We start from the raw sequence: 21130 nt of genomic DNA on the forward strand, positions 1-21130 counted from the left end.
CGGGCGAGTCCGCGCCCCGGCGAACCGGCACCTCGACCTCGACCTCGACAGACGGGAGGCCCGGTGTCGGTCTCGTGGACCGGCACCGGGCCTCCCGGGTGTCGTGGTGCTCGCTACGCCGAGCGACGGCGCCGCGCGACCTCCCACAGGGTGACGCTCGCGGCGATGCCGGCGTTCAGGGACTCGGTCGCGCTGGAGATCGGGATCGAGACGATCGCGTCGCAGGTGTCGGTGACGAGGCGGGACAGCCCCTTGCCCTCGGAACCGACGACGATGACGATCGGCCGGTCGGCGAGCTCGAGGGCGTCGAGTTCGACGTCCCCACCGCCGTCGAGGCCGAGCACGAACAGCCCCATCGACTTCAGCGACTTGAGGGTCTGCGTCAGGTTCGGCGCCATCGCGACCGGCGTCCGCGCTGCCGCACCGGCCGAGGTCTTCCACGCCGACGCCGTGACGCCGACCGAGCGACGCTGCGGCACGATGACGCCGTGCCCGCCGAACGCGGCGGTCGACCGGATGATCGCACCGAGGTTGCGCGGGTCCGTGATGCCGTCGAGGGCGACGAGCAGCGGGACCTGGTCGCGGGAGAACGCGCGCTCGACGAGGTCCTCGGCGAGGGCGTACTCGTACGCCGGGACCTTGAGCGCGACGCCCTGGTGGACGCTGTCGTGCCCCGTGATGCGGTCGAGCTCGGGGCGCATGATCTCCATGATCGGCACGCCGCGGTGGTTGGCGAGTGCCAGGATCTCCTTGACGCGGTCGTCGACCTCGATGCGGGCGGCGATGTAGAGCGTCGTCGACGGGGTCTTCGTCCGGAGCGCCTCGAGCACCGAGTTGCGGCCGGTGACGAGCTCGCTGTCGTCCGTCTTCCGGGCCGGCGGACGACCACCGGAGCGGGTCTGCGGCGCCGAGGCACTGCTGCCGCCGCGGCGGGTGCGCGCCGCTTCGAAGCGTTCCTTGGCGGCCTTGCGCTTGCCGGCCGGGTGGTAGGGGCGGTCCTCGGCCTTCGGCGTCGGCTTGCGACCCTCGAGCGCCTGGGCGCCCTGACCACCGGAGCCGACCTGCTTGTTGCCCTTGCGGCCGGTCCGGACGGCGCCCGGACGGCCCTTCTTGCTCCCCGAGACGTTCTTCATGCGGTTCTCCTGTTCGGCACTGCCGTGTTCAGGCGATGCTCCAGCGTGTTCCGGACGGTGTGTCCTCGATCGTGATGCCCGCGCCTGCGAGATCGTCCCGGACGCGGTCGGCCGTGGCGAAGTCCCGCGCGGCCCTGGCGTCGGCGCGCTCCTGCACGAGGCGTTCGACGAGGGCGGCGAGCGGTGCTGCTGAGGTGTCGTGCGCACCACCCGACCAGTGCGGTGCACGCGGGTCGATGCCGAGCACCTCGACCATCGCAGCCACCTGATGGTACGCGACCCCGAGCGCTTCCGCATCGTCGGCGTCGAGCGCCGCGTTGCCGGCCCGGACGGTCTCGTGCAGCACCGCCAGTGCCTGGGGCACCGCGAGGTCGTCGTCCATGGCGTCGGCGAAGCCCTGCGGGACCGATGGGGCGTCGGCCAGCCGGACCCCCTCGAGGCGCTCGGCGGCGCGCGCGAGGAAGCCCTCGATGCGGTCGAGCGCCGCCTCGGCCTCGGCCAGAGAGCCGTCGTGGTGGTCGATCGTGGACCGGTAGTGCGCGGCGCCGAGGAAGTAGCGGACGACGACCGGACGTGCGGCGGCGAGGAAGTCGGCGGCGAAGATGGAGTTGCCGAGCGACTTCGACATCTTCTGGCCGCCCACCGTGACGAGACCGTTGTGCAGCCAGTACGAGGCGAAGGGGTCCCCCGCCGCGGTCGACTGGGCGAGCTCGTTCTCGTGGTGCGGGAAGCGCAGGTCGAGTCCGCCGCCGTGGATGTCGAACGCCGGACCGAGGTACCGGCGCGACATCGCGGAGCACTCGATGTGCCACCCGGGTCGACCCGCGCCCCACGGCGAGTCCCAGCTGGCGGTCGACGGTTCCCCCGGCTTGCTGCCCTTCCACAGCGCGAAGTCCCGGGCGTCGCGCTTGCCACGGGGATCGGCGTCGGTGGCGTCGACCATGTCGTCACGGCGCTGCCGGGTCAGGGCGCCGTACTCGGGCCAACTGGCGGTGTCGAAGTAGACGTCACCGCTGCCGTCGGCGGCCGGGTACGCGTGGCCGTTGTCGATGAGGCGCGTGATGATGTCCTGCATCTGCGGGATGCTCGCGGTCGCCCGGGGCTCGTAGGTCGGCGGCATGATGCCCAGCGCGGAGTAGGCCGCGGTGAACTCGAGCTCGACACGGTAGGCCCGCGCCCACCAGGGCTCGTCGGTGCCCGCGGCCAGGTCGAGCACCTTGTCGTCGATGTCGGTGACGTTCCGCACGAGCGTGACCCGGTACCCGCGGTGGCTCAGCCAACGACGCCAGATGTCGTAGACGAGCGCGGAGCGGAGGTGTCCGATGTGCGGGGACGACTGCACCGTCGGGCCACAGACGTAGATGCTGACCTGACCGTCGACCAGGGGCACGAGGTCGACGACGTCGGCGGCGCGGGAGTCGTACAGGCGAACGGTCACGGGTCAAGCCTAGAGGGAGACGCCCGCCGCGCTCCGGGACCGACCCGGCCTGTGGAGAGCGGGGCCGGACTGTGGAGGGCATCCGGCCGGTGGGAAGCGTCCGGCCCCTCGACGGGGAGCGGGTACACGAACGATCCGCCCGGCCCGTGCGCGGAGACGGGGGCGGGTGGCTCAGACCGCGCGGACGACCGCCGTGGCGATCGCCGCGAGGCCGTCCCCTCGTCCGGTCGCACCGAGGCCGTCCGTCGTGGTGCCGGACACCGCGACCGGGGCCCCCACCGCCGTGGCGAGTGCGTCCTGCATCTCGACGCGTCGCGAACCGATGCGCGGGCGGTTGCCGACGACCTGGACGGTGACCCGCACGGGGACCAGTCCGGCATCGCGGAGCAGGTCGACGGCACCCCGCACGAAGACCTCACCCGCAGCTCCGGCGAACCGCGGGTCGGACGTGCCGAAGCGCCCCCCGATGTCCCCGAGACCACCGGCCGACAGCAGGGCGTCGCAGATCGCGTGCGCGACCGCGTCCCCGTCGCTGTGCCCGGAGAGCCCCGGCTCACCGGGGAAGTCGAGCATGCCCACGCGGCACGGGACCGCCGGATCGAAGGCGTGCACGTCGATCCCGAGACCGACGCGGACGTCGACCGCGGCGGTGCTCCCGGCAGCCGCGGCCGGTCCCGCAGCGGTTCCGGCGCGTTCGGCGACGACGGCCTCGGCGCGGCCCAGGTCCCACGCGGTCGTGATCTTGAAGGCGTCGGCGTCCCCCGGGACCGTCAGCACGGTGCCGCCCGCGGCGTGGAACACCCCGGCGTCGTCGGTCTCGGCCTGCGCCGCGAGCGCGTACGCCCGACGGAGTCCGGCGAGCGGGAAGCCCTGCGGCGTCTGCACACCGACGAGCGCCGAGCGGTCGACCGTCTCGACGACGGCGTCGCCTGCGACGCGCTTGACCGTGTCGGTCACCGGCAGCGCCGGCACGACGCCGACGCCGACGCCGACCACGGAAGCCCCAGCGTCAGCGCCGTCGCCACCCACAGAGCCCACCGCAGCATCGCCGTCGGCGTGCTCCACGACGGCGGCGAACACCCGCTCGAACTGCGACGCGGGCGTCAGACAGCGTGCGGCGTCGTGCACGAGCACCGTCGCGACGGAGTCGGGCAGCGCTGCCAGGCCCGCCTGGACGGAGGCGTGGCGATCCGCGCCTCCCGGCACGACGGCCGTGTACGCGACCGCAGCACCCGCGACGGCGGCGACCAGCGCCCGGCACTCGTCGACCCGGTCGGCGGGCGCGACGACCACGACGATCGTCGGCTCGGCCAGCGTGAACAACGTCCGCAGGGCGCGCGCGAGCATCAGCTCGCCGGCGACGGGCACGAACGCCTTCGCCGTGCCGAGCCCGAGCCGCGTGCCGGAGCCCGCCGCGACGACGACGACCGCACGGGCTGTCAGAGCGGGGCTCTGCGCCGGTGCGGTCGTCGTGGTGTCGCTGGTGGTCAAGCGGGGATCAGGACGCGAGGACCTCGTCGAGGACGGTCGATGCCTTGTCCTCGTCGGTCTTCTCGGCCAGCGCCAGCTCCGAGATGAGGATCTGCCGGGCCTTGGCCAGCATCCGCTTCTCGCCCGCGGAGAGCCCGCGGTCCTGGTCGCGGCGCCAGAGGTCGCGGACGACCTCGGACACCTTGATGACGTCCCCCGAAGCGAGCTTCTCGAGGTTCGCCTTGTAGCGACGCGACCAGTTGGTCGGCTCCTCGGTGAACGGTGCCCGCAGGACCTCGAAGACCTTGTCGAGGCCTTCCTTGCCGATCACGTCGCGGACGCCGACCAGGTCGACGTTGTCCGCCGGGACCTCGATCGTCAGGTCACCCTGCGTGACGCGCAGCTTCAGGTAGACCTTCTCCTCGCCCTTGATGACGCGAGTCTTGACTTCAGAGATGGTTGCCGCCCCGTGATGGGGGTAGACGACGGTCTCGCCGACCTCGAATTGCATGTATCAGGCTCCGTTCCCAGACTTCCAGTTTACCACAAGGACTGTTCGGGTAAGGGGACCCTGACCGCCGTGCCCCCTGCAGGGGAGCCCGCGACCGCGCGGACCCTGACCTCCCGGCCTCCCGGGGCCTGGGTAGGATGATCGCCAGGGCCGTACGGTCCGCCAACGTGAACTTCCGGAGGAACCTCTTGCGAGCTCGGGTACTCGTGTCCGTCGCCGTCGCTGCGACCATCGCCCTCGGCGCGACCGGCTGCGAATTCTTGTCGCCGTCCCGCACCCAGGAGATCCGTCAGATCACCGACGGCGTCGACGTGTCGACCGGCACCATCGACGTGCGCAACGCCCTGCTCATCACGGACACCGGCGAGGACGCCCGGTTCGTCGGGACGCTGGTGAACACGGGGAACGACGACCGCACCGTCACGCTCGAACTCGACGGCACCGACCAGACCGTCGAGGTGCCGAGCAACTCCACCGTGGTCCTGGCCGACGACGAAGAGCACGACACCGTCGACTTCGACGACGTCACCGCGAAGCCCGGCTCGCTCGTGAAGATGTACTTCTCGTACCAGGGCGCCGAGGGCGCCTCGGCCACCGTGCCGGTCCTCACCAGCGCGCAGGAGGAGTACCAGACCCTCGCGCCGACCCCCACGCCGACGCCGACCGAGACCTCCCCCTCCGTCAGCGGCACGCAGCCGACCGGCGGCGCAGACGCCCCCGGCACGCAGGAGGGTTCGCAGACCGACTCGTCCGAGGGCGACAACGGCACGGAGTGAGCCCCGGCGGGGAGTGATCCCAGCGCTCGGACAGGAGGCCCGGAGTCGGTTCCGCAGAACCGGCCCGGGCCTCCTGTCTGTCCGGATCCGGCGGACGGGACCAGGTCGCTCCGTCCGCCCCGGCGCTACGCCTCGATGCGGTACCCGAGCCCGCGGACCGTCACGAGGACCTCCGGGGTGCTCGGCACGCGCTCGATCTTCGACCGGATGCGCTTGATGTGCACGTCGAGCGTCTTCGTGTCACCGAAGTAGTCCGACCCCCAGACGCGGTCGATGAGCTGCCCGCGGGTGAGCACGCGACCGGCGTTGCGGAGCAGGAGTTCGAGGAGCTCGAACTCCTTCAGGGGCATCGGGGTCTCGGACCCGTCGACGCTCACGGTGTGGCGTTCGACGTCCATCCGGATGCCGCCGACCTGCAGGATGCCGATGTCGCCCGGGTCGTCCTCGGTGCGGCGACGGAGGACCGCACGGATCCGGGCCAGGAGTTCGCGTGTCGAGTACGGCTTCGTGACGTAGTCGTCGGCGCCGAGTTCGAGCCCGACGACGATGTCCACCTCCGAGTCCTTCGCGGTGAGCATGATGATCGGCACGTTCGACCGGGTGCGGATCTGCCGGCACACCTCGGTGCCGGACAGGCCCGGCAGCATGAGGTCCAGCAGGACGAGGTCGGGGTTCTCCGCGTCGAACTTCGACAGCGCGGTGACGCCGTCGGCAGCGACGGAGGTGTCGTACCCCTCGCGCTGCAGCAGGAACTCCAGGGGTTCGCTCAGGGCCGGCTCGTCGTCGACGATGAGGATCTTGGTCACGATGGCTGCTCTTCCAGTTGCTCTTCGAGTGCTGTGGTCAGTTCGGGATCTGCTTCGGGGAGACGGATCGTGAAGGTCGACCCCTTGCCGGGCTGGGACCAGACACGGACGTCTCCGCCGTGGTTGCTGACGATGTGCTTCACGATCGCGAGACCCAGGCCGGTCCCGCCGGTCGCGCGGGACCGGGCCGGGTCGACGCGGTAGAACCGTTCGAACACGCGGTCGAGGTCGGACTGCGGGATGCCGACACCCTGGTCGGTCACGGCGATCTCCACGAACCCCTTCACGCGGCGCACGCCGACGCCGACGCGCGTGTTGTCCGGGGAGTACTTGACCGCGTTCGCGATGAGGTTCGACACCGCCACCTGGAGCAGGCCCGGGTCGCCGATGACCCGCAGCTTCGACCGCTTCGCACGCACGAGTTCGATGTTCCGGGCGCGGGCGACGACCTCGTTGCCGTCGATCGCGGCCTGGACGACCTTGTCGATCGCCGTCTCCTCGCTGGCCTCGAGCGCGTCGACGGACTGCAGACGGGACAGCTCGATGATGTCCTTGGTGAGCGCGCCGAGCCGCTCCGACTCGGAGACGAGCTGCGCCGCGAACTTCCGCACGTGGGCGGGGTCGTCGGCCGCGAGCACCAGGGTCTCGGAGAGCAGCCCGATCGCCCCGATCGGGGTCTTCAGTTCGTGGGAGATGTTCGCCACGAAGTCCCGTCGGACCTCGTCGATCCGGCGGCTCTCGGTCAGGTCGTCCGCCGTCACGAGCACGTACCGGTTGCCGAGCTGCGCCGCTCGGAAGCTCAGGTAGCCGATGACCTCGCCCCGACCGCCGCGCGGGAGTTCGAGGTCCTCCGACCCCATCTCTCCGCTGCGCCGGACCTGGTCGACGAGTTCTGCGAGTTCGGCGTGCACGAGCTTCCGCCGGACCACCAGTCCGACCGCGAGTGCCTGCGGCGACGCGGCGACCACGGTGTTCGACGGGTCGACGACGACGGCGGGGTTGTGCATGGTGGCGATCACGGCCGCGACACCGTCGGGGAGGCTCCGTTCCGCCACGTCGGCAGCCCGGGCCGTGCGCTCGGCGGTGATGATCAGCACCACGACGCCCGCGCCGAACACACCGCCGAGGAGCATCGACAGTGGCACGAGCCACGCGTTGTCCATGCCGCCAGTGTAGGAGTGGTCACACGCGGTTCGGACGCCGTTCACCCCTCTCCAGAGGCCGGATCGCGAACCGTTCAGCCGCAGGTCACCGATCGTTCACCTGGGCTGACGACACTCGTCCGGTACGCAGAGAGAGGTTCTCCCCCATGCGCGAAGTGTTCCAGCAGGAGCTCCAGGACGTCCAAGAGCGTCTGACCGAGATCGCGGGGCTCGTCGAGTCCGCGATCACCCGAGCCACCGAGGCGTTCAGCGAGTCGGACGTCGCCCTCGCCGAAGAGGTCATCGCCGACGACGCCAAGATCGACGCCGCGGCGTCGAGCCTCGACGAGATCGCCATCGACATCCTGGCCCGCCAGGCCCCCGTGGCGCGCGACCTCCGTGTCGTGGTCACCGCCCTCCGCGTGAGCTCGTCGCTCGAGCGGATGGGTGACATGGCCGAGCACATCGCGCAACTCGCCCGCCAGCGCTTCCCGGAGAAGGTCGTGCCGAAGGGCCTCCGTGGCACGTTCAAGCAGATGGGCGCCCACGACGTGCAGATGGCGCAGAAGCTCACGCGTCTGCTCGCCACCGAGGACATCGCCCTCGCCGCCGAGATCCGCGACGAGGACGACGCCGTCGACGAGCTGCACGCCAGCGTCTTCGACTTCGTGCTCGGTGAGGCGTGGAAGGGCGGGCCGGTCGACACGGTCGACGCCACCCTGGCCTCCCGCTACCACGAGCGGTTCGCCGACCACGCGGTCTCGATCGCGAAGAAGGTCGAGTACCTGGCGACCGGCGACTGGGCCGGCGCTGCGAACGTCACGACCTCCCCGGCCTGACGACTCCGGCTGCCTGACAGCCCGGCTGCCTGACAGCCCGGCTGCCTGACAGCCCGGCTGCCTGACAGCCCCGGCTGCCTGACACGCCGCCGAACCGGCGAGACGCCGCCGCATCCCGCGGCGTCCCGCGGGGTCGGCGGCGTCCTGCTGTCTCGGCGGTGTGCTGTGATCGGAGACCTGGGAGGATCGGGGCATGGCCCAGGTCGCGATCATCATCAACGGCATGCCCGGTTCCGGCAAGAGCACGGTGGGGGCCGCCCTCGCCGAGGTGCTCGGCTGCCCCTTCCTGTCGAAGGACCGCATCAAGGAGCCCCTGGCCGACATCGCCGGACCGATGATCGACCCGCGCACGCTCGGCGGCGTCGCGATGGACACGATGTGGTCGATGGCCGGCGCGGTCGAGAACGGCGTCGTCGTCGACGCCGTCTGGCTGCCGTCCCGTGACCGTGCCTTCCTGGAGGCCGGGCTCACCACCGCAGGGTCGCCACGCGCCGTCGAGGTGTGGTGCGACGTCGACCGGGCCACGGCCGAGGAGCGGCTCCGCGACCGCTACGACCCCGGCACGCTGCCGGTGCGCCACGACGTGCACGGTGACCTCGCCTCGGTGCTCGCCTTCTGGGACGAGCACGGCGTCGCGGTCGGGCCGGTCGGGGTGACGCCCGTCGTCCGGGTCGACACCGCCCGGCCCTACGACGTGGGCGTGCTCGTCCAGGAGATCGCCGCGCACTTCGCCTGACGCAGCCCTGAGCCGACGCCGGACCGCCCGACGCCGGACCGCCCGGCCCGCGGACCGCCCGGCCGGCCGACCGCCCGGCACTCGGACCGCCCCGTCGCCCGATCCACACACCCCGGACCGCCGGACACTCGGATGGCCGGACCCTCGGATGGCCGGACGCGAGGAGGCCCGCCCCAGCCGGGACGGGCCTCCAGACCGGATGCGACCTGCGTCGCCCCGGGTGGTCCTACTTCTTGGCGCCCTGCGCGGCGACGGCCGCAGCACCCGCTGCGGCGGCCTCCGGGTCGAGGTAGTACGCGGGCTTCGTCGGGCGGTGGTCGTCGTCGAGTTCGTACACGAGCGGGATGCCCGTCGGGATGTTGAGCCCGGCGATGTCGTCGTCGGAGATGCCGTCGAGGTGCTTCACGAGCGCGCGCAGCGAGTTGCCGTGCGCCGTGACCAGGACGGTCTTGCCCGCGCCGAGGTCCTTCGTGATGTCCGACTCCCAGTACGGCAGCAGACGGTCGATGACGAGCTTGAGGGACTCCGTCCGGGGCAGCTGGTCGCCGAGTTCGGCGTAGCGGCGGTCACCGGCCTGCGACCACTCGGCGTCGTCCGCGATGGGGGGCGGCGGGACGTCGAACGAGCGGCGCCACTCCATGAACTGCTGCTCGCCGTACTGCTCGAGCGTCTGGGCCTTGTCCTTGCCCTGCAGGTCGCCGTAGTGGCGCTCGTTGAGGCGCCAGTCGCGCTTCACCGGCAGCCAGGCGAGATCGGCCTCGAGCAGGGCGATGTCCGCGGTCTGGATCGCGCGGGTCAGCAACGACGTGTACAGGACGTCCGGGACGATGCCGGATTCGGCGATGAGTTCGCCGGCGCGCTTCGCCTCCTTCTCGCCCAGCTCGGAGAGCCGGACGTCGACCCAACCGGTGAACAGGTTCTTCTGGTTCCAGTCACTGTTGCCGTGACGGAGCAGGACGAGCGTGGAGGTCATGGGCCGAGTCTACCGAGCACGACTCCACCCGTACCCTGGTCCCATGCCCGGGAACGCGTCGCCGATCGGCACCGTCACACGTGGGACGACCGGGCACAACCGGCTCCGTCGTGTCGACCGGTGGATCGCTTCCCTCCCGGTGCTCCGGCGGACCGACGACCCGCTCGTGGCCGATGTCGGCTACGGCGCGAGTCCGACGACTACGCTCGAGCTCCGCGGCCGCCTGGCCCGGGTCCGTCCGGACGTCGAGGTCACCGGGATCGAGATCGAACCGTCCCGCGTGGCCCTGGCGAACGCCGCCACGCGTGACGGGGTGACGTTCCGGCTCGGCGGCTTCGAGACGCCCACCCCGGACGGACGACGACCGGCGGTGATCCGCGCCTTCAACGTGCTCCGGCAGTACGACGAGTCCGCCGTGGTCGGGTCGTGGCGGATCATGCAGGACCGCCTGCAACCGGGCGGGCAGCTGGTCGAGGGCACCTGCAACGAGGTCGGGCGGGTCGCGTCGTGGGTCACGCTCGACCGGGAGGCACCGCACACCTTCACCGTCGCCCTGCGGCTGGCCGGTCTCGACGTCCCGAGCATCGTCGCCGAGCGACTGCCGAAGGCGCTCATCCACCGGAACGTCCCCGGCGAACGGGTGCACGCGTTCCTCCGCGACCTCGACCTGTCCTGGGCGGTGGCGGCGCCGCTCGGCACGTACGGGCCTCGGCAGCGGTGGATCGTGACCGTGGCCGGCATGCGTGACCGCGGGTGGCCGGTCCTGCACGGGGTGACGCGGTGGCGACTCGGCGAGCTCAGCGTGCCGTGGTCGGCGGTCGCCCCCGCCTGAACGCCGCCGCCGGCGCACCACGCATCGCGCCCGCTCACGAACAACGCGCCCCGTCGGAACAGGGCGCGATGTTCGTGCCGGGGCGCGATCGGCGGCGGGTCAGCCGCGGCGGACGGCCCCGAGGCGCGGGAGGCGCGGCACGTCGGCCGTCGCGCCGGCACCGGGAGGCACGATCACCTGTTGCGCAGCGGTCACCACCACGTCGTCGGCGGTGAGGGTCAACACCGCCGCCGGGTCGAGCGAGCGCTTGACGACGGCGAGCCCGACCGGCCCGAGCTCGTGGTGCGTGGCCGAGGCGACGAGCCGCCCCACCTCGGTGCCGTCGAGCGTGACGGGGGTCCCCGGCGCGGGGACGACCCCGTCCGAGCCGTCGAGGTGCAGCATCACCAGGCGCCGGGGCGGGCGTCCGAGGTTGTGGACCTTCGCGACGGTCTCCTGTCCCCGGTAGCAGCCCTTCGACAGGTGCACGGCCGAGCGGAGCCAGTCGAGCTCGTGCGGGATCGTCCGCTCGTCGACGTCGGCGAGCACCGGACGCCAGGCGGCGATCCGCAGGGCCTCGAGCGCGAGGAGCCCGGCCACCGGCACGTCCGAGGCGGCGACGGCAGCGACGGTGTCGGGGGTGACCACGGCGATCCGGAGGGTCCAGTCGGAGGCGGGGTGGGCCTCCAGGTCGGCGTAGCTCCAACCGCCGGGCGCCACCGACGACCACGGGTCGACCCAGAGCGCGAGGGGCTCGGCGCCGCCGAGCGGTTCGGCGCCGTCGAACCAGCCGAGCGTCGCGAGGTCTGCCGACCGGTCGGTGACCTCGACCCGGAGCATGAAGCGCATCGACGACAGCCAGGCCGCGAGCGGTGCCGCGTCGTCCGCCTCGGTGAGCAACCACGTCGTCTCACCGTCGTCGACCACGCGCGCGGCGTGCTCGACGCGGCCGGAGGCGTCGAGGACCAGTGTCTCGGTGCCGGCGCCCGGCGCGAGTCCGGTCAACAGCTGCGAGGTGATCGAGTTGAGCCAGGACAGGCGGTCCGGCCCCGTCACCGTCACGATGCCGAGGCCGAGCTCGACGACCGCGCGGCCGCGGGCCAGCAGCCGCTGCTCCCCCAGCGGGTTGCCGAAGTGCGCGGCCGGCCCCGCATCGGTGGCGACGAAGCCGTCACGGTCCGCGAACGGCGAGCCCATCAGTCGACCTTCGCGAGCTGCCCCGAGGCGTGCGAGGTGAGTTCCCGACCGAGGGCGGCGATGTCCCACGCCCAGAAGAGCTTGCCCTCGACCAGGCCGTACATGCGCGTCGCCGCCGAGTACTCCTTGGCGTTGGCGGAGCGCATGACGGCGTCGGTGGCGAGGTCGATGCGACCCTGCTTGACGCGGCCCACGTAGAGCTCGTTGACACCCGTCGGGTGGATGATCGCCGCTTCGACGTCGAAGCCGTCGGTCTGGTTGCGCAGGGTCTCGACGCTCTGCGTGGTCGAGAACGGCACCGGGCCGTCACCGAGCAGCATCGCCGGGCCCCGGTCGCCGGGCTCGGACGGCCGGTCGAGCCGCCAGTAGCCCATCTCGGCGGCGAGCGGGGTGCGCTCGTCGTCGAGCAACCACGTCGTCGACGAGTAGTTGAGGTAGGGCAGGCCGTCGTGGCTGAAGCTCACCCGCTGACCGAACTCGTAGGCCCGGACGGTGTCGTCCTCGCCCACGGGGTACTCGACCACGCCGGTGCCCTCCCAGACGCCGACCAGCCAGGACAGCGGGACGAGCTCGGCCGACAGGCCCTCGGGCAGTTCGATCACCGCTGGCCCTTGAAGAGCTTGACGACGACCGACACCGAGATGAACGTGATCGCGAGCGACGCCAGGCCGAGCAGGCCCACGTAGAAGAGCTCGAGCGCAAGCAGCGAATCCATGCCCGGAGTCTACGCGGCCGTCACCGACACCGCAGGAGGCTCAACGAGCCAGCAGGACGAGGGCCGTCACGAGCACCACCACGAACGACCCCGACGAGGCGATGCTGATCCGCTCGACCAGGCCGTCCTTCGTCTGCGTGGCGAGCTGCAGGACGAAGCTCACGAACACCGTCGCGACGAACACGAGCAACAGCCAGGCGAAGGAGTCCTTCGCCGTGAGGGTGAGCACGAGCACCGCACCGACGACCGCGAGCAGCCAGACCGGCACGACGGACGCCAGGCGCAGTCGGCGCTGGCTCGGCCCGGTGGCCGGCTCGGCCGTCACGGGGTCCGTCGTCTCGCTCACGCCCCCATCATGACAGTCGCGCGCTGGACCGTCCGTCCGGGTGGGTCGCGCCGGGCTCACTAGGATGGCGCAACGACGTCTTCTCCCTCTGGAGGTCCTGTGGCACAGCTCCTGGTACTCACCTCGGCCGCGCCCGGCGACGTCCTCCCGAGTCTCGGCCTGCTGAGCCACCGGATCCGCCACGTGCCGGCCGAGGCCGCGCAGCTGGTCAACGCACCGCAGAGCGACCTCATGTTCGTGGACGCCCGCACCGACCTCGTCAGCGCGAAGGCCCTGTGCAAGATCCTCGCCACGAGCGGCTCGACCACCCCGGTCGTCCTCGTGGTCACCGAGGGCGGCCTCACCGCGGTCACCACCGAGTGGAACATCGACGACGTCGTCCTCGAGTCCGCCGGCCCCGCCGAGGTCGACGCCCGGATCCGTCTCAACGCCGGTCGCGCCTCGAAGAACCCGACCGGGTCCAAGATCCAGGCCTCCGGCGTCGTCATCGACGAGGCGAGCTACTCCGCGAAGGTCCGCGGCCGGCCGCTCGACCTGACGTTCAAGGAGTTCGAGCTCCTCCGGTTCTTCGCGTCGCACCCCGCCCGGGTGTTCACCCGGGAGCAACTCCTCAGTGAGGTCTGGGGCTACGACTACTTCGGCGGCACCCGCACCGTCGACGTGCACGTCCGACGCCTGCGCGCCAAGCTCGGCGACCTCGAGTCGCTCATCGGCACCGTCCGCAACGTCGGGTACCGCTTCAACGTCCACGACGACGACGACCGGCTGTAGGGACAGTAGTGCTCGCCGTCGTCGAACAGCTCGCCGCCGCCGCGGTCGCGGACGGCGAGGCTCCCCCGTTCTCCGACCAGACCCTGGTCGACCTGCGCGCCGGTCGGGCGCGCGTGCTCGGCGACGACACCGGGGTCGCGGTCGTCCGGGACGGCGAGGTCGAGGTCGTGGTCCGCCGGGAGGCCCGTGGGCGCGGCATCGGCGCCCGTCTCGTCGAGCAGGCACTCGCCCTCGACCCGGCCCCGGTCCGCGCGTGGTCCCACGGCGACCACCCGGCCGCCCGGGCCCTCGCCAAGCGACACGGCTGGTCCGCGGAGCGGACGCTGCTGCAGCTGCGCGCACCGGTGCCGACGGCGCGGCCGGAGCCGGGCCTCCCGGACGGCTACCGGCTCGACGCGTTCCGCCCCGGGTCGTCGGAGGACGAGACCGACTGGCTCGCACTCAACGCGGCCGCCTTCGCGTCGCACCCCGAGCAGGGTCGGATGACGCTCGAGGACCTGCGGGCACGCGAGTCCGACGCCTGGTTCTCCGGCGACGACCTCGTCCTGCTGCGCGACGCGGAGGGACGCCTGGCGGGGTCGTGCTGGCTCAAGGTCGAGGACGGCGTCGGCGAGTACTACGCCGTCGCCGTCCGACCCGACCTGCAGGGCCGGGGACTCGGTGGTGTCCTCATGCGCGCCGGGTCCGCACGACTCGTCGACCGCGGGCTCGACGCCGTCGCCCTCTACGTCGAGGGCGACAACGCCCCCGCACTGGCGCTCTACCGGCGCCAGGGGTTCGGCGACCACACCATCGACGTCCAGTACACCGCGCCGAGGTCCGGCCGGTAACATGAGGCCGTCGGCGACGCGCCGGTGATCGTGGGTACGGGGGATCTGTGGCGCAGGACGGGCAGCACTCTCAGTACGGCCGCGGGGAGCCGCTCGGCGCCTCCTACCGCCTGGTCGAACTGCTCGGGACGGGGGCGTCCGGCGAAGTCTGGCGGACCGAGCACACCGCGACGGGTGAGCAGTTCGCCGCCAAGCTCCTGCGTGCCGAACTCGCCGCGGAACCCGACGTCGTCGAGCGCTTCGTCCGCGAACGCTCGGTGCTCCTCGCGCTCGAGCACCCCTCGATCGTCCGGGTGCGGGACCTCGTCGTCGAGGGCGACCGCCTCGCCATCGTCATGGACCTGGTGGGCGGCGGTTCGGCGCGCGACCTCCTGCTCGCCGTCGGCACACTCCCGCCGCGGGACGCCCTGACGGTCACCGCGGAGACGCTCGACGCCCTCGCAGCAGCACACGGGCAGGGCGTCAGCCACCGGGACGTCAAGCCCGACAACGTGCTGCTCGACCACGAGTGGACCGCGGGCAGCACGGGCGACGTACGGGTGTCGGACTTCGGCATCGCGTCCGTCGTCGCGGAGCGGGACCGCAAGACCACCGGACTCCTCGGCACACCGCAGTACATGGCACCCGAATCGATCAGCCAGGGCCGATCGGGTCCGGCGGCCGACGTCTACGGCGCCGGCGTGATGCTCTACGAGCTCCTGTCCGGGCGGACGCCGTTCGCCGGGCCCGGCACCGACTTCGCGGTGGCGTACCGGCACGTGACCTCCACCCCGCCGCGGCTCGACGTACCGGATGCACTGTGGGCCGCCCTCTCGTCGCTCCTCGCCAAGGACCCGGCCGCGCGTCCCTCGGCGGTCGACGCCGCGGCCACCCTCCGCCGACTGGCACGGTCCCTGCGGGACGCGCCGGCCCTGCCGCGGGCCGACGACCCCGAGTCGTTCGACGAGATCGAGCGGCCGGCGACGGTGGTGCGCGGCGGGTCCGGCGCTGCGGGTGCGGCCGGTGGCGGTGCCGGCACTTCGTCGGCCGATGCGGGTGCTTCCCCGGCCGGTGCGGCTGACGGGGACGCGGGCAGCGCGCTGGCGGCCGCCGACGCAGCGGGACCCGAACCCGAGCTCGGGCAGGCTGGGTCGCAGACCGTCATCCGTCCCCTCGCCCGCCCGCCGGTGGCCGTCGTCACGGCCGAACCCGAGCCGCCCCGTCGCCGCTTCCGTCGGCCCGACTGGCTGACGAACCGAATGCTCGCCCTCGGCGTGGTCGGGGTCGTCCTCGTCGTGGTGCTCGTCGTCGCCGCCGTCGTGTGGCTGCCGGGCGCGGGGCGCAAGGGACCCGCCACCGGCACGGGGACAGCGCAGGCGGCGAGTGCGTACCAGCAGGACCGGCCGCTCCCGACGGGGCTGACCACCACCCGCAAGGCCGTCGTCGACCCCCAGGCCGGCACCGTCGAGGTCTCGATCACGTACAGCGCGCAGACCGCACCGCTCAGCGGACCCCTGCTCGAGGTCCTCCCCGGCGCGGACGAGGACGCCGACTGCCCGGCGGTGACGTGGAGCGGCGAGGGCGTGACCGCGAAGCGGAACCAACCGTCCCTGACCGGCGTCGACACCGCCTGCGCGTGGAGCCTGACGGGGGTCGAGATCGAGGCGGGCGGCTCCGTCACGGTGCAGGCCTCCGTGCCGCAGGACGTCGTGGCGGCCGGTGGCTCCGGGTCCGGCGGCTCTGGGTCCGGCGGAACGGGGCTGCAGGAGTGGCTCGACGCCGTCGGCGCAGCGACCACCGCAGCGGTGACCGACCAGGAGGTGACCGGTACCGCGTACCCGGTGCAGCGCCTCCAGGGTGTCGACGTCCGCACCCCCGACCGCACCGTCAGCCAGACCACGCTGCCCGTGACGCTCGTGCCCGTGTGGCCGAGCGGTGCGGACGAGCTGAACCCGCTCTACCGCAGCCCGAGCGCCGGGAAGCCCTCGGAGATGCTGACCGACGTCGCGGGCGGTGAATCCGGCGTGCGGTTCGCCGACGGATGCTCGGGAGCCCTGGCGGTGTCGTCGGACGGGCTCGTCGTGACCGCGCTGTCGGTCGCGCCGTCGTGCACCGTGCGGGCGACCGTGGGCAACTTCACCAACCTCGAGAGCCAGCCGTTCGGGATCACCACGCGGGACTGACCAGGGTGCTCACGGCGTGCCCGTGGGCCGGGAGGTCGGTGTGGTCGTGGAGCCGACAGATCACCGCGGGAGTCCTGCGGTGATCTGTCGGTTTCGCGCCGGATGCGGCTGGGCCCGGACCGGACGGGTGCCGCCCGGGACCGGGCCGGTCAGCTCGCGGCGGAGGCCGTCTGCACGAGCCGCACCGCGCCTCCCGAGGCCGCGTACCCCCGGCCGGTGGTCAGCGCGACCGGTGATCGTCGGGGCAGCGTGACGCCGAGGAGCTCGCCGTCGTAGTCGACGTCGGGCTGCAGGAGCACGCCGCAGCGGGCCTTCCGGACCGCGCGGGTCCAGTGGCTGTACAGCGAGCGGAGGTCGGCCGAGCGGCCGGCCGCGACGACGCAGAGGCCGGGGCGCTCGGTCGCGAGGAGCGAGGAGATGCCCTGGTCACCGTCGTCGAAGCGTTCGGCGTCGTCGATGAGGAGCAGGACCGGTCCCCGCTCGAGGCGGATGCCGGCGAGGAGCGCCGGGACCTCGTCGGCACCGACGGCGAGCCGGTCGACCGTCCCGTGCTCGAGGGCGTTCGCGAGCGGCGAGCGGCGGTCGCAGATGCCCCACACCGCCGGCTTCACGCCGTCCGCGCTCCGTGCCGCTGCCGCCAGGGCGAGCAGCACCGAGGACTTGCCGGAACGCGCGGGACCGGCGACGAGGACGTGCTCGCCGTCGTACACCTCGAGCACCGCGGTGCCGAGGTCGTCCTCCGCGATCCCGACCGGCAGCTGCCACGGTTCCGTGTCGAAGCGGGCGGGCACGGCCAGGTCGGTCACCGAGACGGACCCCGGGAGCCGACCGACCGCACTGGCCTTGGGCGCGACGTCGCCCCACTGCTCGCGCACGGAACGGACAGCCTCGGTGAGGGTCCCCGTCGGCGTGCCCACGTGCGACTGCAGCTTCGCCGTCGAGTCGATGAACCGCCCCGGGACGGGGGGCGGGACGTCCTTCGGGCGGACACCGATCGTCGCGTAGTCGTACGGGTCGGCGAGGCGGAAGAGCCACTTCTGCGTCGTGACCTCGTCCATGGCCGACGGGACGGCCTTGGCGCGGGTCGTGGACACGGCGAACGAGATGCCGAGCGCCGGCCCCTCGGCGTACACGCGGTAGAGCGCGTCGAGGAGTTGCTGGCCCTCGAAGTCCTGGTACTCGTCACGGAGAGCCGCCAGGCCGTCGAGGAGGACGACCGCGCGGCGACCACCCGGCGCAGCACGGCGGCGGTCGAGTTCGGTGCGGAGGTGCCGGAGCATGCGGGTCTGCAGCTCGGCAGCGCCGGCACCGGAGCCGACGTAGGCGCTCGTGTGCGGCAGGTCCGCCAGGGGCGCGAGGTCACCCGTCCCCATGTCGAGGACGAGCAGATCGAGGTCGTCTGGGCTCGACGTGCGGGCGAGCTGCAGCGCGATCGAGGCGAGGGCCGTGCTCGTCCCGCTGCCCGGGATCCCCATGAGCATGAGGTTGCCCTCGGCGAGGTCCCACCCGGTCCGGATCTGCCGCTGGTTGTCGGGGTCGTCGGCGAGTGCGACGGGGACGCGCGACGGGACCGGCGACCTCGGGGCGTCCTCCGGCAGGAGCGCGTCGAGCGGGACCGAGGTGCCGAGCGCTTCCGGCCAGATCGGACGCGGCGGTGCGTAGCCGGCCTCGTCGTTCGCCGTCCGGATCGCGTCGATGAGGACGTCGAGGTCGGTCAGGTCGTTCGACGCCGGTGCCGAGAACGCCACGGGCGCGGGGACACCGAAGACGTCGGTGGGCCGGACGGTGACGGGCTGCTCGGCGCGGGCATCGCGAGCCCGACCGGTGACGAGTGCGGTCTGCACGGGCGTGATGTCGTCCTGGCCGAGCTTCACGTAGGCGCGACCGGTCTGCTGGCGCCCGATGCCGGCGGCCGACGGCACGCCGATGACGTTCGTCGAGTCCTCGCGGCTCTGCACGCGCAGGGCCACGCGCATGTTCGTGTTCGCGAGGATGTCCTCGCTGACCACACCGGCCGGCCGCTGCGTCGCGAGGACCATGTGCACGCCGAGGGTACGACCCACGGCGGCGATCGCCACGAGGGACGTCAGGACGTCCGGGAAGTCCTTCGCCAGCATCGCGAACTCGTCGACCACGAACAGCAGCCGGGGCATCGGTTCGGACGGCTTCGTCGCGAGGTAGGCGTCGAGGTTGTCGATGTCGGCACCCGCTGCGGCGAACACGCGCTGGCGTCGCCCGAGCTCGGCCTCGAGCGCCCGGATGGCGCGATCGGCCAACTGCTCGTCGAGGTTGGAGATCGTGCCGATCGTGTGCGGCAGGCGCTCACACGCGGCGAACGCGGCACCGCCCTTGAAGTCGACGAGCAGGAAGTTGAGGCGCGTCGGGTCGTTGCGCGCGGCGAGCCCGGCGACGAAGGAACGCAGGAACTCGCTCTTGCCCGAACCCGTCGTGCCACCGACCAGGCCGTGCGGGCCGTCCCGGACCAGGTCGATCTCGAGGACGCCGCTCTCCGACGACCCGATCGGCGTCGAGAAGCCGGTGCGGGCCTCCCAGGCGGCGCGGATGGCCGCGGGACCGCTCGGCTCCCCGGCGGCGGCGGGGGCGGCGCTCGCGAGCAGGTCGGGCAACCGCACGAGCGCCGGCAGCGAGGCACCCGGCACGAGGAGCTCCGGGTCGTCGAAGTGGGCGACATGCCGGGCGCACTGCTCGGCGTCGGCCGGGCTGAGACCGGCGAGCACGACGTCCTCGACACGGATCCGCTCCTCCGGGCGGTAGACCGTGGCGGCCGCGTCGGACCCGACCGTGATGATCGTCGTGCACGCAGCGGGGAGCTGCTGCTCGTTCGTCGCGATCACGATGCCGCTCACCCGGCGCGGTCGTTCGCCGGGGCGGCGCACCTGACCGAGCGCCGACCGACCGTGGCCGAGCAGGCTCCGGGCCGGAGCGTCGCGGCCCTCGGTGAGGACCTCGGAGTCGATGAGGACGAGGAGTTCCGGCGTCGGCAGCTCGTCGATGGACTCGCGGAGGCCGCGGAGCACCGCGGCGCCCTGGTCACGCTGGGCCGACATCCACCGCTGACCGGTGCTGCTCCCCGCCACTCGGGTGTGCGGCAGCCAGGAGGCCCAGGACCAGTCGTCCTCGCGGCCCCGGTCGCAGAACACCCCCACGGTGAGGTCTGCGGGTCCGCAGTGCACCGTCGCCTGGACGAGGAGGCTCCGAGCCAGGGCGAGGGCGCCCGCGCGGTCGCCGACGATGCCGACGACACCGGCGTCGCTGAGGTCGGCGACGACCGGGGCCGCGGTCAGCTTGCTCTCCTCGATGGCGGTCTTCGCTGCCTCCTCGAGCTTCATCTGCGTCGCGCGTGAGTCGAGTTGGGGACGCCAGGGCGCGTCGCCCGTGCCGGCGTGCAGGCTCAGGAAGTCGACGTCGTCGGCCCGTCGTTGCCAGAGGGTGGTCGCGGGCAACAGCGCGCGTCGGACCACGGTCGCCGGGTCGGGGACGAGCTCCTGCCGACGGGCGGCCTCGACGGCGGCGGCAGCGGTGATCTCGCCGCTGAAGTCGCGCACCGCCGCGGCGAAGCGCTCGTCCTCTTCCTTGAGGTTCTTCGCGCGCCGGTGCTTCTGCTCGAACCACATGCCGATCGCCGTGACGGGGCTGAGCAGGGCGAAGAGCGCGAAACGGGCATCGCCGAGGAGGGCGACCATCGCCCCCGCGAGGACCAACGGCGCGGCGACCGTGATCCAGCTGAACTTCGACGCGGGCGGCACGTCCCGCTTCGCCGGCGGGGACACCGGCTCCACGTCCCGGTTCCGCCCGGGGCGCGGAGGCCGGTTGAACGGCGCCGTCGCCGCGGGCGTCAGGTTCGGCAGCGAGCCGGGAGCGGGGACCGTCGTCTCGTGCAGGTCCGGGCGCACGAGCAGCACGGCGCCGCCGACGATGACACTCGTGCCGACCTCGACGAGGACGCCCTCCTCGTCGAGTCGTTGCCCCGCCACCACGGTGCCGTTCGTCGAGCCGGAGTCGCGGATGCGGACGCCGTCGTCCTCGAGCTCGAGCGTGCAGTGCTCCCACGAGGCGCTCTCGGTGGGCAGGACCAGGTCGGCCTGGGGTGCGCGACCGACCACGAGCCTCCTGGACCGGGGGATCGGGACGACCGCCCCCGTGTCGAGGCCGCCCGCGAGGGTGACGGTCCACCCGTCCACCAGCTGCGGCCGTTCCTCCGGCGCGCGTGCGATGCGGGAGCCCTCGAGCAGGACGAGGTCGCGGAGCGGGGTGTCCACGCTCGTCCGGTGTCCGTCGACCGCCAGGGTCGTGCCGGGTTCCAGGGTGATGCCAGCGGCGGACTGGACGAGTTCGCCCAGGCACGACGTGGCGGCCCACCCGTCGACCTCGACCGCTTCACGTCGGTCGTCGAGTTCGATCAACAGACGCATGTTCGCGCTCCTCGTGGTCCGTGCGGCGGGGGGTGCCGCGG

18 protein-coding genes are annotated in these 21130 nt (G+C 72.6%); 7 read left to right on the forward strand and 11 right to left on the reverse strand.

The features are described 5' to 3' along the window. Positions 1-113 precede the first annotated feature (113 nt). From rlmB to DEJ18_RS13955, 4 genes are all read right to left on the reverse strand, one after another. Positions 114-1133 (reverse strand): 23S rRNA (guanosine(2251)-2'-O)-methyltransferase RlmB, encoded by a 1020-nt coding sequence (gene rlmB / locus DEJ18_RS13940; RefSeq protein ID WP_111210100.1) that lies wholly within the window; start codon positions 1131-1133, stop codon positions 114-116. Between the two features lie 28 nt (positions 1134-1161). Then, on the reverse strand, positions 1162-2571 hold the full coding sequence (cysS, locus tag DEJ18_RS13945; RefSeq protein ID WP_111210099.1) for a cysteine--tRNA ligase: 1410 nt from the start codon (positions 2569-2571) through the stop codon (positions 1162-1164). Between the two features lie 171 nt (positions 2572-2742). After that, complete coding sequence (gene ispF / locus DEJ18_RS13950) at positions 2743-4062, reverse strand: 2-C-methyl-D-erythritol 2,4-cyclodiphosphate synthase (RefSeq protein WP_181434157.1); 1320 nt, start codon at positions 4060-4062, stop codon at positions 2743-2745. A 7-nt stretch (positions 4063-4069) separates the two neighbouring features. Beyond that, positions 4070-4552 carry a CarD family transcriptional regulator gene (locus DEJ18_RS13955; RefSeq protein ID WP_017888066.1) on the reverse strand — a complete coding sequence of 161 codons (483 nt, stop codon included), beginning with the start codon at positions 4550-4552 and terminating at the stop codon, positions 4070-4072. A gap of 188 nt (positions 4553-4740) precedes the next feature. Here DEJ18_RS13955 and DEJ18_RS13960 point away from each other — a divergent pair, with 188 nt between their 5' ends. Further along, complete coding sequence (locus tag DEJ18_RS13960; protein ID WP_146241518.1) at positions 4741-5328, forward strand: hypothetical protein; 588 nt, start codon at positions 4741-4743, stop codon at positions 5326-5328. Between the two features lie 125 nt (positions 5329-5453). On the opposite strand, the gene DEJ18_RS13965 is transcribed toward DEJ18_RS13960, so the two are convergent. Continuing rightward, positions 5454-6134 carry a response regulator gene (locus tag DEJ18_RS13965; protein ID WP_111079861.1) on the reverse strand — a complete coding sequence of 227 codons (681 nt, stop codon included), beginning with the start codon at positions 6132-6134 and terminating at the stop codon, positions 5454-5456. Further along, positions 6131-7297: a sensor histidine kinase gene (locus tag DEJ18_RS13970; protein ID WP_111079862.1), complete on the reverse strand. Its 1167-nt coding sequence runs from the start codon at positions 7295-7297 to the stop codon at positions 6131-6133. Before DEJ18_RS13970 ends, DEJ18_RS13965 begins: the two co-directional genes overlap by 4 nt. A 146-nt stretch (positions 7298-7443) precedes the next feature. Between DEJ18_RS13970 and phoU the strand changes: the two genes are divergently transcribed. Together phoU and DEJ18_RS13980 are read left to right on the forward strand one after the other, a co-directional pair. Beyond that, entirely contained in the window at positions 7444-8115 is a 672-nt protein-coding gene (gene phoU / locus DEJ18_RS13975; RefSeq protein ID WP_111079863.1) for a phosphate signaling complex protein PhoU, read from the forward strand. Positions 8116-8308: 193 nt separating this feature from the next. Further along, positions 8309-8851 carry a P-loop nucleotide/nucleoside kinase family protein gene (locus DEJ18_RS13980; protein ID WP_111210098.1) on the forward strand — a complete coding sequence of 181 codons (543 nt, stop codon included), beginning with the start codon at positions 8309-8311 and terminating at the stop codon, positions 8849-8851. A gap of 226 nt (positions 8852-9077) precedes the next feature. On the opposite strand, the gene DEJ18_RS13985 is transcribed toward DEJ18_RS13980, so the two are convergent. Further along, positions 9078-9824, reverse strand: coding sequence for a phosphoglyceromutase (locus DEJ18_RS13985; RefSeq protein ID WP_111210097.1), 747 nt, complete (start codon positions 9822-9824; stop codon positions 9078-9080). A 43-nt stretch (positions 9825-9867) separates the two neighbouring features. Here DEJ18_RS13985 and DEJ18_RS13990 point away from each other — a divergent pair, with 43 nt between their 5' ends. Next, entirely contained in the window at positions 9868-10656 is a 789-nt protein-coding gene (locus DEJ18_RS13990) for a class I SAM-dependent methyltransferase (protein WP_111210096.1), read from the forward strand. A gap of 99 nt (positions 10657-10755) precedes the next feature. Here DEJ18_RS13990 and ygfZ read toward each other — a convergent pair whose 3' ends face one another. The 3 genes from ygfZ to DEJ18_RS14005 form a co-directional block, all read right to left on the reverse strand. Beyond that, positions 10756-11832, reverse strand: coding sequence for a CAF17-like 4Fe-4S cluster assembly/insertion protein YgfZ (gene ygfZ, locus DEJ18_RS13995; protein ID WP_111210095.1), 1077 nt, complete (start codon positions 11830-11832; stop codon positions 10756-10758). Then, positions 11832-12434 carry a heme-binding beta-barrel domain-containing protein gene (locus DEJ18_RS14000; RefSeq protein ID WP_111210094.1) on the reverse strand — a complete coding sequence of 201 codons (603 nt, stop codon included), beginning with the start codon at positions 12432-12434 and terminating at the stop codon, positions 11832-11834. The genes ygfZ and DEJ18_RS14000 overlap by 1 nt, the downstream gene beginning before the upstream one ends. A gap of 153 nt (positions 12435-12587) precedes the next feature. Then, a complete protein-coding gene (locus DEJ18_RS14005) occupies positions 12588-12893 on the reverse strand; it encodes a hypothetical protein (protein WP_111210093.1) in 306 nt (101 codons plus the stop codon). Between the two features lie 99 nt (positions 12894-12992). Between DEJ18_RS14005 and DEJ18_RS14010 the strand changes: the two genes are divergently transcribed. Genes DEJ18_RS14010 through DEJ18_RS14020 form a run of 3 tightly spaced genes read left to right on the forward strand, consistent with a single transcriptional unit; the run spans position 12993 to position 16656 of the window. Further along, positions 12993-13664, forward strand: coding sequence for a response regulator transcription factor (locus DEJ18_RS14010; RefSeq protein WP_111210092.1), 672 nt, complete (start codon positions 12993-12995; stop codon positions 13662-13664). An 8-nt stretch (positions 13665-13672) separates the two neighbouring features. Beyond that, positions 13673-14494 carry a mycothiol synthase gene (gene mshD, locus DEJ18_RS14015; RefSeq protein WP_181434156.1) on the forward strand — a complete coding sequence of 274 codons (822 nt, stop codon included), beginning with the start codon at positions 13673-13675 and terminating at the stop codon, positions 14492-14494. A 47-nt stretch (positions 14495-14541) separates the two neighbouring features. Further along, positions 14542-16656: a serine/threonine-protein kinase gene (locus DEJ18_RS14020; RefSeq protein WP_111210090.1), complete on the forward strand. Its 2115-nt coding sequence runs from the start codon at positions 14542-14544 to the stop codon at positions 16654-16656. Positions 16657-16805: 149 nt separating this feature from the next. Here DEJ18_RS14020 and DEJ18_RS14025 read toward each other — a convergent pair whose 3' ends face one another. Continuing rightward, on the reverse strand, positions 16806-21089 hold the full coding sequence (locus DEJ18_RS14025) for a type VII secretion EssC family protein (protein WP_111210089.1): 4284 nt from the start codon (positions 21087-21089) through the stop codon (positions 16806-16808). Between the last annotated feature and the right edge of the window lie 41 nt (positions 21090-21130).

Source organism: Curtobacterium sp. MCSS17_015 (assembly GCF_003234265.2).
In the GTDB taxonomy this organism is placed as follows: Bacteria; Actinomycetota; Actinomycetes; order Actinomycetales; family Microbacteriaceae; genus Curtobacterium.